This is a genomic window from Rhodococcus sp. DN22, from assembly GCF_036669995.1.
GTDB classification, from domain to species: Bacteria; Actinomycetota; Actinomycetes; order Mycobacteriales; family Mycobacteriaceae; genus Rhodococcus_F; species Rhodococcus_F erythropolis.
The window spans coordinates 3,478,849-3,494,834 of record NZ_CP133326.1; the positions used below are offsets into that span (position 1 = coordinate 3,478,849).

Genomic DNA, 15,986 nt, shown 5'->3' on the forward strand with positions numbered 1-15,986 from the left:
TTCCTCGGTTCGCGCTCGCGACTCATCCTCGCAATGGCCGGCGAGCACCGTCCCGCGCATTGCCCGAAAGTATCACGATGCCGTCGACGAACGCCCAGATCCAGATTCCGATCGCAAATGGAATTCCGATGAGGAACGCCGACATGAACAGCGCGAAGAACATGCCGAGCAGTTGGCACAATCCGATGCCGACACTTCCGATATAGAGGCGCCCGACTCCACAGATTCCGAAGAAGCCCAGCAAGATCTGCAACAGTCCAGCGGTGGCCTTCGACTTGTCGGAATACGGTTCCCCGGTTACCGGGTGCCGACCGTACGGGGCGTAGGGATCTCCGAACCCGTACATCGATGGAGGCGGCAATGGCTGCTGATATCCGTACGGATTGGGCGCGCCGTAGACCGGTCCCTGATCCTCGGGGAATCCCCCCTGCGAATAGGGACCTGTCACGGCTTGTCTTTCTTCGACAGCTTCACCGCGTCCGACGACTCATCCGACGCTGCCGTGGAGGTGCTTGCCTCACTGGAAGCGGATTCAGCAGCATCGGATTCAGAATCTTCAGCATCGGCCTTCGCCGAATCAGTTTCGGTAACTGGCGCCGCGACTCCTGCTTCGCCGGCAGCTACCGCAGCGACGTAGTCCTTCGACTTCAAATCAGCCGGATCCTCACGACCCTTCTTCGCCAGGAAGAAGTAGGCCAGTGCGGCGAAGAACACGATCCCCGAAGTGAAGGTGTTGACGCGAATGCCGGCGATCTCGTAGGCGAAATCGTCGCGCATCAGTTCGACGACGAACCGGCCCAGGCAATAGCCCGCGACGTACAGAGCAAACAGGCGTCCGTGGCCGATCTTGAATCGTCGGTCGACGAGGACCAGCAGGATCACGATCAGGACGTTCCACACAGCTTCGTAGAGGAACGTCGGGTGAACGACCCGAATGACTTCTCCGTTGGAGACACCTGCCAGTTGATCGAGCTGGCCGGAAGAGTTCACACGCTCGAAGATCTCGAGGCCCCACGGGACGGTGGTCTCGCGACCGTACAATTCCTGGTTGAAGTAGTTGCCGATACGACCGATAGCCTGCGCGAGCAAGATTCCGGGCGCAATCGCGTCTCCGAGGGCGGACACCGGAATGCCGCGTCGACGGCAGCCGATCCACGCACCGATGCCGCCGAGGAACACTGCTCCCCAGATTCCGAGGCCTCCCTGCCACACCTTGAGTGCGTCGAGTGGCTGACCGTTCTCGCCGAAATAGGCGGGCCAGTCGGTCAAAACGTGGTAGAGCCTGCCACCGATCAGACCGAAGGGAACGGCCCAGATCGCGATGTCGAGAACGGTCCCCTTCTCGCCGCCGCGGGCGACCCAACGACGATCTCCCCACACGATCGCGACGATGATGCCGAGGATGATGAAGAGCGCGTAGGCGCGAAGCGCCACCGGTCCGACGTACCAGACGCCTTGGGGCGGGCTGGGGATATAGGCCAGCAGGTCCACAGTTGAGGTCACGACGCCACGGTAGCCGAGCGGACGCCCTCGGCGAGTTCTTCGGTGAGCGAGCGAACCGCTCCCAGGCCGTTCTCGACCGCGGAGACCAGAGCCGAGCCGACGATGACGGCATCGGCGTATGCCGCGATTTCGGCAGCCTGTGCGCCGGAGCGAACTCCCAATCCGACGCCGACGGGAATATCGGAATGCGCGCGGATTCGTGCGGTCAGTTCCGGAGCCATCGAAGACACTGCGTCGCGAGCGCCGGTGACACCCATCGTCGAGGCCGCGTAGATGAATCCACTACTCGCATCGAGTGTCATCGCGAGTCGTTCTTCCGTCGAGGACGGAGCGACAAGGAAGATCCGGTCGAGGTGGTGCTCCTCGGATGCTTCCATCCAGGCGCCGGCTTCTTCCGGAATGAGGTTGGGGGTGATGAGTCCGAGCCCGCCGGCGGAAGCGAGGTCTCGTGCGAACTTGTCGACGCCGTACTGCAGTACCGGGTTCCAGTACGTCATCACGACGGCCTTGCCGCCGACCGAACTGATCTGCTCGATCACGGTGAAGATATCGCGAAGGCGAACGCCGTTGGTGAGTGCAGTTTCGGCTGCACGCTGGATGGTCGGACCGTCCATGACCGGATCGGAATACGCGACACCGACTTCGATGATGTCGCAGCCACCGTCGACCATCGCCTTGAACACGTCGATCGATTCGGGAACGGTCGGATAACCGGCAGGCAGGTAACCGACGAGGGCGGCACGCTTGTCAGCCTTGCAGGCGGCAAAGGTGGGTGCGAGGCGTGATGGTCGTTCGCTCACTTGTCCGAGCCTTCCGTGTTGTCGTTCTCGTCTGCTGCATCATCCGGAGCGGCTGCCTGACCTGAGGCGCCGTCGAAAAGACCGAACCAGCTTGCGGCGGTGTCCATGTCCTTGTCACCGCGACCGGAGAGATTGACGACGATGATCGCGCCCTCACCGAGTTCTTTGCCCAGTCGGAGTGCGCCGGCGACGGCGTGGGCCGATTCGATGGCCGGGATGATGCCCTCGCGGCGCGAGAGCAGCAGCAGCGCATCCATGGCTTCACTGTCGGTGACGGGTTCGTAGGTCGCGCGCCCGATATCGCTCAGGTAAGCGTGCTCGGGTCCGACGCCCGGGTAGTCCAGACCAGCAGAGATCGAGTGCGATTCGATGGTCTGACCGTCTTCGTCCTGGAGCAGGTAGGAGTAGGCACCCTGGAATGCGCCAGGGGTACCGCCGGCGAACGTTGCTGCATGCCTTCCGGTTTCGACACCGTCGCCGGCTGCTTCGTAGCCAACCAGCCGTACCGACAGATCGTCGATGAACGGGTGGAAGATTCCGATTGCGTTGGAGCCGCCTCCGACGCAGGCTGTGACTGCATCGGGCAGGCGGCCGGTCAGTGCCTGAACCTGGACGCGTGTTTCGAGGCCGACCACTCGCTGGAAGTCCCGAACGATGGTGGGGAACGGGTGCGGGCCTGCCGCGGTACCGAAGCAGTAATAGGTGTTGTCCGCGTGGGAAACCCAGTCGCGCAAGGCTTCGTTGATCGCGTCCTTGAGCGTGCGCGAACCGGTCTCGACCGAAACGACCTCCGCGCCGAGAAGTCGCATGCGCGCGACGTTGAGTGCTTGCCGTTCGGTGTCGACAGCACCCATGTAGATGACGCACTCGAGACCGAGCAGTGCACAGGCGGTGGCCGATGCCACACCGTGCTGGCCCGCTCCGGTCTCGGCGATGATGCGGGTCTTGCCCATACGCTTTGCCAGCAGAACCTGACCGAGAACGTTGTTGATCTTGTGAGAACCGGTGTGGTTCAGATCTTCACGCTTGAGAAGGATGCGCGCACCGCCGGCGAACTCGCTCATTCGCGTTGCCTCGAAAATCGGCGACGGACGTCCGGTGTAATCGCGCTGCAAGCGATCGAGTTCGTTCAAGAACGTGTCGTCCGCGCGAGCCTTTTCGTACTCCGCAGTGACTTCCTCGATAACCGCCATGAGAGCTTCCGGCACATGCCGTCCGCCGTAGACGCCGAAATGGCCTCCGGCGTCGGGATCGTGGGAGCGCTCGGTGAGTCCCGCGCTGGCCGGCGGCAGATTGCCGCCCTTGAATATTGCACCGGAGCCTGGTTCCTGAGTACGTGAAGTCACCCCACCAGTCTGCCCCAACGGTGTCGCTGGTCACCGCCCGGGTGCATCAAAGCACGCCGGGCGGGTGAAGCGATTTATCGAGACGGTTTGGGGCAGGACGGGTGCGCACCTGCATTGACCAGATCTGCGACGGCCTTGCGAGGGTCGCCGCTGGTCACGAGGCCTTCACCGACGAGCACTGCGTCGGCGCCCGCCCCGGCGTACGCCAACAGATCGGCAGTTCCGCGAACACCGGACTCGGCAATCTTGATCGTCTCGGTCGGAAGACCGGGAGCGATGCGACCGAAGGTGTTCTTGTCCACCTCGAGAGTCTTGAGATTGCGGGCGTTCACACCGATCACCTTGGCGCCGGCTTCGAGCGCGCGGTTGGCTTCTTCCTCCGTGTGCACCTCGACGAGGGCAGTCATTCCCAGAGATTCGGTGCGATCGATCAACGAGGCGAGCGCCTGCTGCTCGAGTGCCGCGACGATCAGCAAGATGACGTCGGCGCCGTGAGCGCGAGCCTCGTGAATCTGGTACGGCCCCACGATGAAGTCCTTGCGGAGCACCGGAATGGTGACCGCTTTACGGACTGCGTCCAGGTCGGCCAACGAGCCGTGAAAACGGCGCTCTTCGGTGAGAACACTGATGATGCGTGCGCCACCGGCTTGGTACGCCGCGGCAAGCTCAGCGGGATCGGCAATGTCGGCCAACGCACCCTTTGACGGGCTCGCTCGCTTGACCTCGGCGATGACGCCGATGCTCGATTCCAGAAGTGCTGCTGCAGCATCGAGTGCAGGCGGTGCAGCGGCCGCAGCAGCCTTGACTGCAGCGAAGTCGAGTACGGCTTCGCGGGCGGCGACATCAGCGCGCACCCCGTCGAGAATCGAGTCGAGTACGGTCATCGTGGCCCGAATCCTTTCTGGGCAAGAGCCCGATGTGAGATACGTCATCAGGGTGGTCTCAGCCTAGTGGGACGAAATTTTGCTACTCCGTCGGGGTACCCACGCAGGTGAGGGTTCAGTCTTACTCAGTGGGACGACCCCGGTTTCGCGCCGTTGTCTCCCCCAACTCCGTCGTCCCCGTCAGTCGCTGTCGGGTCCTCTCCGGCGTCGAGCGCATCCCACAACATCCGTTGTGTCACAGGCTCGTCCGATGCAGGTTTGTCTCCCTGACCGAGCTTGGCCGCGGCCTCGCGGCGCGCGGCAGGGTTGTCGTATTTCGACGACAACCCGCCTCGCACTGGAGGTTTGCGCATCAGAAGTACTGCCGCGCCGAGCGCCGCCACCGCTCCGACCAACGCAAGCAAGGCAGGCAGTACCGAAACAGTCGTCGAGAGATCTTCCGGGTGACCGGACAACTCGGCCAACTCCACCGCTCGGTCCGCAGAGGCTCCGGACACCAACAACTGCACTGCCGGAACCGCTACCGCGATGGCGACGAGGGCAACCAACAGTCCGACTACCCGAAGTGCCCAACCTCGCACCGCAAACGACGCCGCGATCGCCGCCAGAAGCGCGAGCGCGAGCGGAGTCATCGCCGCCGCCCAGGTGCTGCCGTCGAGATCCGTCGTCCTCTCCAGCGTCTTGCCGTCGCTCGAGGTCAGATGAACCCACGTCATTCGTGAGCTGCCCCACAGAGCTGCTGCCGACAACGCCAGCAGAAGCGTTCTCGGCACGGCGGTGCCACGAGACGCGCTTGTAGGCTCCGCTGCACTCGACTCGTTCTCACTCACTGATCGTCACCTCCGATGGTGCGCAGGGTGTGCGCCGACGCAATCGCGCTCAGCACTGCCATCGCCTTGTTGCGGGCCTCGGTGTCCTCGTAGACCGGATCCGAGTCGGCGACGACGCCGGCGCCCGCCTGGACGTATCCGATCCCGTCCTTGATCAATGCCGTTCGGATCGCGATCGCGGTGTCGGCGTCGCCGGCGAAGTCGAGGTAGCCGACGATGCCGCCGTAGATACCGCGCCTGGTCGGTTCCAGTTCTTCGATCAGCTGCATCGCTCGGACCTTGGGTGCCCCTGACAAGGTTCCAGCGGGGAAGCATGCGGTGACGGCGTCGAGAGCGTGCTTTCCCTCGGCCAGATGACCGGTGACGGTCGATACGAGATGCATCACGTGGCTGTACCGCTCGATGTGCCGGTAGTCGTGCACCTTCACCGTGCCCGGGCGACAGACACGACCCAGATCGTTTCGCCCCAGATCGACGAGCATGAGGTGCTCGGAGTTTTCCTTCTCGTCGGCGAGGAGATCTTTCTCGAGCAGGATGTCGTCCTCCTCTGTGGCACCGCGCCATCTGGTTCCAGCGATCGGGTGTGTTGTCGCGACGCCCTCGGCGACGGTTACCAGTGCCTCAGGGCTCGAACCGACGATCGAAAACGCCGTCTCTCCATCACCGTTCGGCACGTTGAGCAGATACATGTACGGGCTGGGGTTCGACGCGCGCAGCATCCGGTACACGTCGATCGGCGCTGCAGTGCAATCGATCTCGAATCGCTGCGAGAGAACTACCTGGAATGCCTCGCCCGCTTCGATGTCGCCGATCAACTTTTCGACGTCGACACCGAAGCTCTCGGTGGTGCGCTGACGACGGTAGTTCGGAGTCGCTTTCGAAAATGTCGACACCGTCGATTTCGCCGGCGCCGCGAGAGCACGAGTCATCGCGTCCAACCTGGCGACTGCGTCGTCGTACGCCGTGTCGACGCGCTCGTCCGTGCCGTCCCAGTTGACGGCATTGGCGATGAGGGTGATCGCCCCTTCGTGGTGATCGACTGCGGCGATGTCGGCGGCAAGCAGCATGACCATTTCGGGGATCTGCAGGTCGTCGACCGCGGAGTCACCCAATCTCTCGAGGCGCCGCACCGCGTCGTAGCCGAGGAATCCGACCATTCCGCCGGTCAGCGGGGGCAGGTCGGGCAGCCGCTCCGAACGAAGCAGCTCGAGGGTGGCGCCGAGCGCGTCGATCGGGTCGCCGCCGGCCGGAGCACCGGCCGGAACGTTGCCGTACCAGGCCGCCTCTCCGTCCACGACGGTCAGTGCAGCCGGACTTCCGACGCCGATGAACGACCACCGCGACCACGAACGACCGTTCTCGGCCGACTCGAGCAAGAAGGTGCCTGGACGATTGCCGGCCAACTTCTCGTATGCCGAGAGCGGAGTTTCGGAGTCCGCCAACACTTTCCGAGTGACCGGAACGACCCGGTGCTCAGCTGCGAGGGCACGGAACTGCTCCCGGGTGGTGGTGGAATCGGACGCGTCACCGACGATCGCGGTGTCGGACGACCGTGCGGACATGGAGGTGGGCTCGCCGTGCATGGCTCCATCATCCCAGGCTCCCCCACACGGTCGTCGTGCGCGGGTAACCTCGGCCGAATGAAACCAGGCCAACTCGCTCCCGATTTCTCACTGCCCGACCAGGACGGGACTCCGCGCTCGCTGACGAGCCTGCTCGAGAACGGACCCCTGGTCCTCTTCTTCTACCCGGCAGCCTCGACGCCGGTGTGCACCGCCGAGGCGTGCCACTTCCGTGACCTCGGCAGCGAATTCGCCGCGGTGGGCGCTTCGCGAGCGGGCATCAGCACCGATACGGTCGAAGCTCAGTCCACCTTTGCCACCGCACAATCCTTCGACTACCCCCTACTCGCCGACACCGACGGCAAGGTAGCCGAACAGTTCGGCGTCAAGCGCGGACTCCTGGGCAAGTTGGCTCCGGTCAAACGCTCGACCTTCGTGATCGACACCGACCGCACCGTCCTCAAAGTCATCTCGAGTGAACTACGCGCCAACACCCACGGCGACCAGGCGCTCGAGTTCCTTCGCAATCGAAGCTGACCCACCTGGGCGACCTGATTCTCTGCGCGATTTGAAATCTCTAGGCGACCTGAATCGAGCGCTTCGCAAGCCCCATCCAGAATCCGTCGATCACCTGGGTGGGCACCTGTTCCGGATCGGATGACGCACCGAGCGTGACGAACAACGGGGCGAAGTGCTCGATGGTCGGATGCGCGTACGGCATCCCGGGAGCTTGAGCGCGGAAGTCGATCAAGGAATCGACGTCACCGGCAGCGAACCTCTCCCCTGCCCACGCGTCGAATTCCGCCGACCATCCCGGGGCCTGCGCCTCCGGTGACGGATCGCGCAGGAACGGTAGCCCGTGCGTGGTGAATCCGGATCCCACGATCAGTACACCTTGCTCACGGAGTGGCCGTAGGCGCTGTCCGAGATGGAGCAAACGCTCGGGATCGAGGGTTGGCAGCGAAATTTGCAGTACCGGGATGTCTGCGTCCGGGTACATCACCGTGAGCGGCACGTAGGCACCGTGATCCAGGCCTCGATTCGGCTGCTGAACCACGCGTTCGTTGTCCGGCATCAACGCGGCAACCTGGGCGGCGAGTTCCGGAGCGCCGGGAGAGTTGTACTTCGCGCGGTAGAACCTCTCGGGAAAACCACCGAAGTCGTAGATGAGCGGGGTGCCCGTGGTCGTCGATCCGATCGTCAGCGGTGCTGATTCCCAGTGCGCCGATACGACGAGGATTGCCGTCGGCCGCGGAAGATCGCCGGCCCACGCCCCCAACTGGTCGACCCACAACGCGCTGTCCACCAGCGGCGGAGCACCGTGGCTGAGATACAGCGCAGGCATGGTTGTGGTGGACATACGGACTCCTCGGGATAGACATTCGTCGTAAGTTGAAGATTCAACCTAATATAGAACTCAACACTTGCGTCCCGCAACTATTCCCCGCAGGATTCTTCTGGACATGCGTCTGAGACGCTGTACACAAGCACGCTCCGTGCACGAAGAATGCTCGACCCGAAGGAGAAGTCACCGATGAGTGAACCGACCGCGCAGCCCGACGCGCAGTCTCAGACGAAGTGGCTCACAGCCGAGCAGCAAGAAGCATGGCTGACACTGATCGCTCTCGTGACACGGTTGCCTGCCGCACTCGACACTCAACTACAACGCGATTCGGCACTCACACACTTCGAATACTTCGTACTCGCGGCACTCTCGGACGCCCCCGACCACAAGCTCCAGTTGTCGGTACTGGCCCAGCGCGCGAACGCGTCCCTGTCCCGCCTCTCGCACGTGATCACGAAGATGGAGAAGGCCGGCTGGGTGAAACGGGAAGTCATTCGTGGCAGCCGCGGCTCCAACGCAGTGCTCACCGATGAGGGAATGGCAAAGGTGGTCGCGGCCGCACCGCCGCACGTCGCCTCAGTTCAAGGTCTCCTCTTCGAGGGCCTCGACGATCGCCAGGTCGCCCAGCTTTCGTCGTTGGGTACAGCAATGCTCACCCAACTGGACAAGGGAATCGCCGCCGGACTCGGCAAGGCCTGACCACATCCCCGAGACGAGCGACTGATGATCAAGACGGCAGCTTCGCGAGGTCGAGTGCAGCCAAGTGACTGAACAGCATGCTCGCTCCGATCGGGTTTCCACCGCCGGGGTACGTAGTCCCGCTGGCCGCTGCCATCGTGTTCCCCGCCGCGTACAACCCGGCAATCGCCGTACCGTCGGCTTTGAGCACCCTCCCGGTCGCGTCGGTCCGTAGACCACCTTTGGTCCCGAGGTCGGAGATGCCGAAAGCGGCAGCGTGAAACGGCCCTTGATCGATCGGTACGAGCGGCGAAGCCCCCTCGGAGAAGGCGCGGTCGTACGCAGTGTCTCCTCGACCGAAGTCCGTGTCGACGCCAGTCGCCGCAAACGCGTTGAATCGCTTCACGGTCTCCACCAGTTCCGCTGCGGGAACATCGATCTGGGCAGCGAGGTCTTCGAGTGTCTGTGCACTCTTCCACAACCCCGCAGCCACATACTGCTCCGTCTGGGCCATGGGTACGTTGGGTGCCTTCACCGGCGGCACTGCGCCTTCTCTGTTGTCGTAGATCATCCAGTACGGCGTGGTTACTTTCCCTGCCCGCATGTGTTCGATGACAGAGCGACCCAAGCGGTCGTACGGCGCTGATTCGTTGACGAATCGACGACCGTCGTCGTCCACGAAGATTCCGCCGGTGAACCACAGCGCAAACGCGGAGCGCCCATCTGGATGGGTGAGTCCCGGCGACCACCAGGCCTCGCCCATCAGGTCGGTGTCGGCACCCGCGGCGACCGCCGCATGGTGCGCCTTCCCGAGGTTGCCGGGGCAGCCCATCGTGTCGAGAGCGGATCCGGGGACACCGAATTCGGCACGCATGGTCTCGTTCTGCTCGAATCCACCGGCGGCGAGGATCACTCCTCTGCGTGCCTGAATGGTTCGACGCCGACCATCTCGGTCGACGACGGCTCCGACCACCACTCCGTCCTCGACGACCAATTCTTCGAGAGTGGTCTTCAGGTGCATGGTGGCGTTCGGGAGTTCCGCAAGAGCCAACAGGAATCGACCGATCAACGACTGGCCGCCGACGAGGTACTTCGGCAACTCCTCCCCCAGACGTTCCGTCGCCAGCGGCGGACGAAGCGAATCACGAAGCGCACCAAGCTTGTTCGCGTTCATCGGCTTGGGAACAATGTGCCGTCCGCTCGCTCGAGCCTTGGGCTCTTCACCGAAGTAGTCGGGCCACGGCAGTATCTGGAACTCGAAGTTCGAGTCCTCTTCGAGGTAGTCGATCAACCCGGCGCCACCTCGAACGTAGGCTTCCTGAACGTCGGCGGGCGTACGATCACCCACCACTGATCGGTAGTACTCCAGCGCATCCTCGATGGTGTCGTCGTCCCCGCCCCGACGAAGAACGGCGTTGCACGGGAACCACATTCCGCCGCCGCCCGAGTACGCCGTTGTTCCGCCGTACTTGTCGGTTGCTTCGATCGCAATGACGTCGAGGCCTTCGCGGGCTGCCGTGTACGCGCCGGTGAGTCCGCCGCCTGATCCCACAGCGAGTACGTCGCACGTCTCGTCCCACTTCGTCATCGTCAGCCTCTCTGATTCTGGGCACAGTTTCCGAACATGTTCTAGAAATCGTTCTAACACATGGACTTAGCGATCGCGGGGGTTCGAAATTCTGTCCCACCGAGCGGGAGCGAGACATGACGCCGAGCGGGAGCGAGAACGAGCAGCGATAGCGCACACTTTGCTCGCACGGGTCTGATCCCGTAGTGTCTGGACACATGTCTGGTAAGACCAAGTTCGAGTCCACTCGTCGACGGCTCACACAGCAGCAAGCCGAAACCGTCGATCGATTGACCGCGGCAGCGATCACGGTCCTGCGCGACAAAGGGTTTGCCGATCTGACTGTACGAATGGTGGCAGCGGAAGCCGGTGTCGCCGCAGCCACGGCATACACCTATTTTTCGTCCAAGAGTCACCTTGTGGCAGAACTGTTCTGGCGTCGCCTCGACGCGGTACCTCACGAGCCCTCCCCCGAGGCGGAACGAGAAGCGCAGGTCTGCTCGGTCCTTCGAAGCGTCGCACTCCTCGTTTCCGACGAACCGGAGCTGGCCGCGGCCGTGACCACGGCGATGATGGGCAATGATCCCGACGTCGAACACCTTCGGGGACGTATCGGCAAGAACATCCGCGAGCGGCTCATCGAGGCACTGGGTCCGTCGTACGATCCCGACGTACTCGAAGCACTCGAAATCTCCTGGTCCGGAGCGCTTGTTCGAGCCGGCATGGGTTACGAGTCCTATTCGCAGATCGCAGACCGGCTCGAAGTCACTGCCAGGCTGATCATGGCGGGTCGCGACAACCTCCACTAGACCGGAGTCATGGCACTCACCAACCATGTTCCCTCGACTCGATCGAGCGTCACCTCGACTCGGCTCGACGTCGACGCAGGTGCCGGTTGCGCGGCACTCGTCGTGATCTGATCGACGAACACGAGCACTTCTGCGCGGTCCGCAGCAACGGAGAGCACACCGACATCGGCGACTCGGGCTTTCGTGCTGATTCCCTGCTCCTTCGACTGGGGTGCAACTGTTTTCGATCCGAATTCGGTGAAACTGTCCTGAAACGATCCGCCGGCGCCTTCGGCCGCTCGTGCGAGGTCGTCGTCGACGGTATCGCTGTTGTAGCTCAAGAGCTTCTCGACGAGCATCGGCGCCACACCGATCACCTCGGCACGTGCGGTTTCGGCTGCTGCCGAACGGTGGTGACTCCAGAGCAGAGTCCCGCCGGCTCCCACCAAGATCAGCGCTGCAAACGCCAAGACCACGCGCTTCACGGGACGAACTCCACACTCGACATCAGTACCCGACCGTCGACCTCTTCGACACCGACGCGAAGACGGTAGGTTCGCGCCGAAGACTCTCCCGCTGAATTGGCGACCTGAGCAGAGGCGGCGATCAGTACCACCCCCGAGGTTCCGGATTCCGATGCCAACGCTGCGGTGTCGACACGACCGTCGGAATCGACGGCAAAATCACGGATGGACGCGACGAACGCAGATTCGCCGGACTTCAGTTCGTCGGCAAAGGCTCCCGTACTCAGGGCCTGTAGCGTCGCGAGATTCTCGTCGACTGTGGCGGAGTGAACGTCGATCAGGGCAAGGGTTCCTGCGACCGCACCGTCGACGTACTCTTGACGCTGGGTCTCGCGCGCCCGGTCGGATTGAACTGCCAGAGCACCGAAGACCACAACGACGCTCAGAGCCGCGAGTGCAATCCAGACCAGGGCAGTGAGTACACCGCGCTTCCCTCCGACCGGATCCAGCACCTCACCTCTCAGCGATTCGTCGGCGTCAGCAACTGTTGCCACGGCTCACCCTCCCCCGGACCGGAGTCAGCCGGAGCCAACTCCGTGTGTTGATAGTCGACTCCGTCAGGCCCGGTGTACAACTCGCCGGGCGCATTGGTCCCCGACGGCACGTACGCTTCGGGGCTCCGGCAGATCTCCGGGCTCGGTGCTCGTTTGCCCGGTACCTCCATGCAGGGAATGTTCCGAGATCCACGAACGGCGAAGACCGAGTTCTGTGGCACTTTGCAGTACAGATCAGCCGGGGTGTCCGGCACACTCGTCTGGGTCGGGTCCCGTCGCTGATCGGCCGGAAGGTAACCGGTCGAGCACGCCGCAGGGTCCTGCGCTTGGAGATGGAAGTTGACGTTCGCGGCGCCGTCCACCTGCCCGCGTTGTACGACGGTTTCCTGTGCCGCGACCAGTGGCGGCAAGATTACGAGCACCTGCTCCAACCCGGCGTTGTACGTCAAAGCCACCTGAGCGGTGCTGGTGAAATTGGCAAGCAGCACAGGCAAAGTGGGTTTGAGGCCTTGAAACAGCAGGTCGGCTTCAGTCGCGAAGCCCGGTCCGGTCTCGAGGATATTGCGCACGGACCCGTCGGCGACCTCCAACTGTCCACTGAGTTGAGCGACACTGGACGCCCACTGGCGAATCTGATCGCCCGTCACCACCTGGGTCTGCAGGAGCGGATCCAACTGCTGTACGAGCGTCGTAGCCGGCGTTGTGGCAGCGGACATCTGATCGACGAACGAAGTGGTCGAATCCAGCAGACGAGCCAGATCCTCTCCCCTGCCTCCGAAAGCTGCCGCGGACTCGTCGATCACCGATCGCAACTTGTCCCGCGGTACGGATGCGAGCATCGCCTGCGCCTGATCGAGGACCGGTCCGATCTCGGTCGGGATCGTGACAGCGTCGGGGCCGATCACGTCTCCGTCGGTCAGAAAGGGTCCGTCCGCGGTGCTCGGTTGCATGTCGACGTATTGCTCGCCGATTGCCGACACGCTTCGCACCGCTACTGTGAGCCCGCTGGAGGGAACGGGAACCGCACTCTCCAAAGATAATTCGGCGCTTACCACTCCCGGAGACAGACGCACCGACCTGACCTGACCGATGGTGTCGCCGCGATAGGTCACGTTCGCGTTCCGATACAGGCCGCCGGCGTCGGGCAGTTCGACTGTCACCGAATAGCGCCCGATGCCGAGCATGGTCGGAACTCTCAGGTACGAGATAGCCGCTGCGCTCATGCCTATCACCGCCAGGATCGCGAAGATCGTCAATTGCCTTCGCACCAACTTCGTGAGAATCATCGTCCACCTCCCTGGGCGGGTTGCGCTGTGCCAAGTGGGCCGGGCTGCCCTGGGCCGAGTGGGGCGGTCAAGGGATCGACCAGTACTCCGTTCTCCACGGGGGTTTGCGGCGCCCCGAACGGAGTGCCGAAGCCGAGCCCCGACTGGAGACGATTACTCGTGAGGTCGATCAGTGCCCACAAATTGGTGTAATCACCGCGCATTCCGTCGTCGATGGTCGTCTGGGGGAAGGGGAATGTACTCAGATTGCCCAAATTGTTGATCAGGTCCGGTCCTGTTTCGACCACCTTCTGCAGCGTCGATTCCAAGGAGCTCAAATTGGCTTTCAGATCGTCGCGGGTCCGGTCGACCAGATCGGTCCCGACGTCCCCGAACCTGCCGACCGCATCGAGGGCGGTGGTCAGGTCGACGCGTTGGGCGCTCAGTTCCGCCAAGGCTGGATCGAGGGTCTCCAACGCCTCACCGAGAACGTCTCGCTGAGCCGTGATCTCGCCGGCGAACACGTCGAGATTCTCCATGGTCGTGACTATCGCCTCGCGTTGACGGTCGAGTGTCTCGGTCACGGTGTCCATCTGGCTCAGCAGGTCGCGCGCCGCATCCGTCCGTCCGCCGAGCGCCGTGTTCAGCTCCGTGGTGATGCTGTGAATCTGAGCGAGCCCGCCGCCGTTGAGGACCAATGACAGTGCCGTCAACGCTTCCTCGGTGGTGGGATAGACGCCGGCCGACGCGAGGGGGATCACCGATCCCTCCGACAACCGCCCTTCCGGCGCAACATCGGTAGGCGGCGCAAGCGCAACGTGTTTGGACCCGAGCAGACTGGTTTGGCCGATCTTGGCAGTCGCGTTGGCGGGCAGCGACACCGAGCCGTCGAGCGCAACCGTCACTCGTGCGTGCCAGTTGTCGGTCTCGATCGCACTGATACTCCCGACTGTCACGTCGTTGACCATGACCGGAGAGTTCGGACTGATCGACGTGACGTCGGGCATCTCGATCACGACCGAGAAACTTCCCTCACCGCGGCCGGCCGCGCCTGGCAGCGACACCGAATTCAGCCCGCTCCATTGACAACCCGTCAGAACGAGCACGGCGCTCGCCGCCACACACACTGTTCCCCACCAGCGGGCAGTCATCGTGATCCTGTCGACGGCATGATCAGTCCGGTCAGACTCGACGCAACCGGTACCGTCGGAAAGCCCAAGGCGCCAGTCGGTTCCAGATCAGGCTCGCTGTACACCAGTTGGTCCGGAAGAGCGCCGAGCGCCCGGGTCGGATTGATGCTCAGGTCCGGGTAGTTGGCCTTGATCGTGTTGAGCAACGGGCCGAGGTATTCGATGCACAAATCCGCGCCCTTCTTCGAGGTGTCGTTGGCCAGGCCGGCGATTCCGCCGCAGATCAAGTCGATCGGGTTGCCGACGTTCTGGAATGCGGGCACACCCACCATCGCTCCTTGGGCCGGCCGGTAGACGTTGTAGTAGTTCGACAACGCTGTCGGAGCCAGATGCAGTACCTTCTCGAGACCTGCGCGCTTGTCGACCAATACCTGGGACACGTCGGCCAACTTCGCGATCTGCTCCGTCAAGCCGGTTCGGTTCTGTTCGACGAACCGCTGTACGTCGACGACGGCGGCGTCCAGATCGGCGAGAGCCGGAGCCAATTGCGTCCGGCTCTCGGCGAGCACACTCGAGACATTTGCCAGTCGTCCTTGGAACTGAACGATCTGTTCGTCGCTTGCGGCGAGTGCGGTCGTGAAGGTCTGCAGGCCGCGGATGGTGCCGAACAGATCGGCTCCGCCTTCGTCGAGTGTGCTCATAGCCTCCGAGAGTTCGGTCACCGAGCGCCCCAGCGCTTCCCCGTTGCCGACCAGTGCGGATCCGGCACCGTCGAGGAAGTTGGCGGCGGGACCGCGATCGTCCCCGACGGGACCCAAAGCATCGGCAGCCCGGCCCAGCTGTTCCTTGATCTGGTCCCACTCGACCGGGACGGCCGTTCTGTCGAGTGGGATCTCCGCACCGTCATTCAGTGCGTCGGCGCCGTCCGTCACCGCCGGCGTCAACTGCACGAAGCGGGCCGAGACCAGCGACTGGGCAACGATCACCGCTTTCGCGTCCTCGGCGACGGGAACCTCGCGCGCCAATTTCAGTTCGACGCGCATTCGATCTCCCTGTGGGGCGATCGCGGTGACGCGGCCGACGTCGACTCCCACGACACGAACGTCGTCACCGACATACAGACCGGTCGTCGAGGTGAAGTAGGCCGTCACGTTGTAGTAGCGCAGATGTTGCACCGCAAGGTATCCCGACACGACGACGATCGCCGCACCGATGACGCTTCCACCAACAACGGCGATTCGACGCCAGTTCACCGGTTTGCGAACTCGTA

At 63.2% G+C, this 15,986-nt stretch carries 17 protein-coding genes; 3 read left to right on the forward strand and 14 right to left on the reverse strand.

The features are described from left to right. Positions 1-22: 22 nt before the first annotated feature. The 7 genes from RA302_RS15890 to RA302_RS15920 all read right to left on the reverse strand — a co-directional run bounded on the left by RA302_RS15890 (position 23) and on the right by RA302_RS15920 (position 6,946). Entirely contained in the window at positions 23-448 is a 426-nt protein-coding gene (locus RA302_RS15890) for a TM2 domain-containing protein (RefSeq protein WP_030536756.1), read from the reverse strand. Then, positions 445-1,503, reverse strand: a complete 1,059-nt coding sequence (gene lgt, locus RA302_RS15895) for a prolipoprotein diacylglyceryl transferase (RefSeq protein ID WP_176742007.1) — start codon at positions 1,501-1,503, stop codon at positions 445-447. The genes RA302_RS15890 and lgt overlap by 4 nt, the downstream gene beginning before the upstream one ends. Next, a complete protein-coding gene (gene trpA, locus RA302_RS15900; protein ID WP_003944010.1) occupies positions 1,500-2,303 on the reverse strand; it encodes a tryptophan synthase subunit alpha in 804 nt (267 codons plus the stop codon). The genes lgt and trpA overlap by 4 nt, the downstream gene beginning before the upstream one ends. Next, positions 2,300-3,649, reverse strand: coding sequence for a tryptophan synthase subunit beta (gene trpB, locus RA302_RS15905; protein WP_070161397.1), 1,350 nt, complete (start codon positions 3,647-3,649; stop codon positions 2,300-2,302). The genes trpA and trpB overlap by 4 nt, the downstream gene beginning before the upstream one ends. A gap of 74 nt (positions 3,650-3,723) precedes the next feature. After that, positions 3,724-4,533: an indole-3-glycerol phosphate synthase TrpC gene (trpC, locus tag RA302_RS15910; RefSeq protein ID WP_003944016.1), complete on the reverse strand. Its 810-nt coding sequence runs from the start codon at positions 4,531-4,533 to the stop codon at positions 3,724-3,726. Positions 4,534-4,658: 125 nt separating this feature from the next. Further along, the gene (locus tag RA302_RS15915; RefSeq protein ID WP_256261725.1) at positions 4,659-5,249 is read right to left on the reverse strand and encodes a TIGR02234 family membrane protein; all 591 of its coding nucleotides are present in this window, start codon (positions 5,247-5,249) and stop codon (positions 4,659-4,661) included. A 110-nt stretch (positions 5,250-5,359) separates the two neighbouring features. Continuing rightward, a complete protein-coding gene (locus tag RA302_RS15920) occupies positions 5,360-6,946 on the reverse strand; it encodes an anthranilate synthase component I (protein ID WP_007728697.1) in 1,587 nt (528 codons plus the stop codon). Between the two features lie 57 nt (positions 6,947-7,003). On the opposite strand from RA302_RS15920, the gene RA302_RS15925 reads away from it, so the two are divergent. Next, positions 7,004-7,462, forward strand: a complete 459-nt coding sequence (locus RA302_RS15925; protein ID WP_007728696.1) for a peroxiredoxin — start codon at positions 7,004-7,006, stop codon at positions 7,460-7,462. A gap of 40 nt (positions 7,463-7,502) precedes the next feature. Here RA302_RS15925 and RA302_RS15930 read toward each other — a convergent pair whose 3' ends face one another. Continuing rightward, the gene (locus tag RA302_RS15930; protein WP_003944012.1) at positions 7,503-8,285 is read right to left on the reverse strand and encodes a class III extradiol ring-cleavage dioxygenase; all 783 of its coding nucleotides are present in this window, start codon (positions 8,283-8,285) and stop codon (positions 7,503-7,505) included. A gap of 174 nt (positions 8,286-8,459) precedes the next feature. Here RA302_RS15930 and RA302_RS15935 point away from each other — a divergent pair, with 174 nt between their 5' ends. Next, the gene (locus RA302_RS15935) at positions 8,460-8,969 is read left to right on the forward strand and encodes a MarR family transcriptional regulator (protein WP_030536759.1); all 510 of its coding nucleotides are present in this window, start codon (positions 8,460-8,462) and stop codon (positions 8,967-8,969) included. Between the two features lie 28 nt (positions 8,970-8,997). On the opposite strand, the gene RA302_RS15940 is transcribed toward RA302_RS15935, so the two are convergent. Continuing rightward, complete coding sequence (locus tag RA302_RS15940) at positions 8,998-10,536, reverse strand: FAD-binding protein (protein ID WP_070161395.1); 1,539 nt, start codon at positions 10,534-10,536, stop codon at positions 8,998-9,000. A 197-nt stretch (positions 10,537-10,733) separates the two neighbouring features. On the opposite strand from RA302_RS15940, the gene RA302_RS15945 reads away from it, so the two are divergent. Then, positions 10,734-11,324 (forward strand): TetR family transcriptional regulator, encoded by a 591-nt coding sequence (locus RA302_RS15945; protein ID WP_003943994.1) that lies wholly within the window; start codon positions 10,734-10,736, stop codon positions 11,322-11,324. On the opposite strand, the gene RA302_RS15950 is transcribed toward RA302_RS15945, so the two are convergent. Genes RA302_RS15950 through RA302_RS15970 form a run of 5 tightly spaced genes read right to left on the reverse strand, consistent with a single transcriptional unit; the run spans position 11,321 to position 15,969 of the window. Continuing rightward, on the reverse strand, positions 11,321-11,788 hold the full coding sequence (locus tag RA302_RS15950; protein WP_070161393.1) for a hypothetical protein: 468 nt from the start codon (positions 11,786-11,788) through the stop codon (positions 11,321-11,323). The two genes, RA302_RS15945 and RA302_RS15950, sit on opposite strands and share 4 nt — an antisense overlap. Then, on the reverse strand, positions 11,785-12,321 hold the full coding sequence (locus RA302_RS15955) for a hypothetical protein (RefSeq protein ID WP_256261724.1): 537 nt from the start codon (positions 12,319-12,321) through the stop codon (positions 11,785-11,787). The genes RA302_RS15950 and RA302_RS15955 overlap by 4 nt, the downstream gene beginning before the upstream one ends. Further along, entirely contained in the window at positions 12,288-13,607 is a 1,320-nt protein-coding gene (locus RA302_RS15960) for an MlaD family protein (protein WP_070161389.1), read from the reverse strand. Before RA302_RS15960 ends, RA302_RS15955 begins: the two co-directional genes overlap by 34 nt. Next, on the reverse strand, positions 13,604-14,737 hold the full coding sequence (locus RA302_RS15965) for an MCE family protein (protein WP_176742006.1): 1,134 nt from the start codon (positions 14,735-14,737) through the stop codon (positions 13,604-13,606). Before RA302_RS15965 ends, RA302_RS15960 begins: the two co-directional genes overlap by 4 nt. Further along, the gene (locus RA302_RS15970; RefSeq protein WP_228232691.1) at positions 14,734-15,969 is read right to left on the reverse strand and encodes an MCE family protein; all 1,236 of its coding nucleotides are present in this window, start codon (positions 15,967-15,969) and stop codon (positions 14,734-14,736) included. The genes RA302_RS15965 and RA302_RS15970 overlap by 4 nt, the downstream gene beginning before the upstream one ends. Positions 15,970-15,986 lie beyond the last annotated feature (17 nt).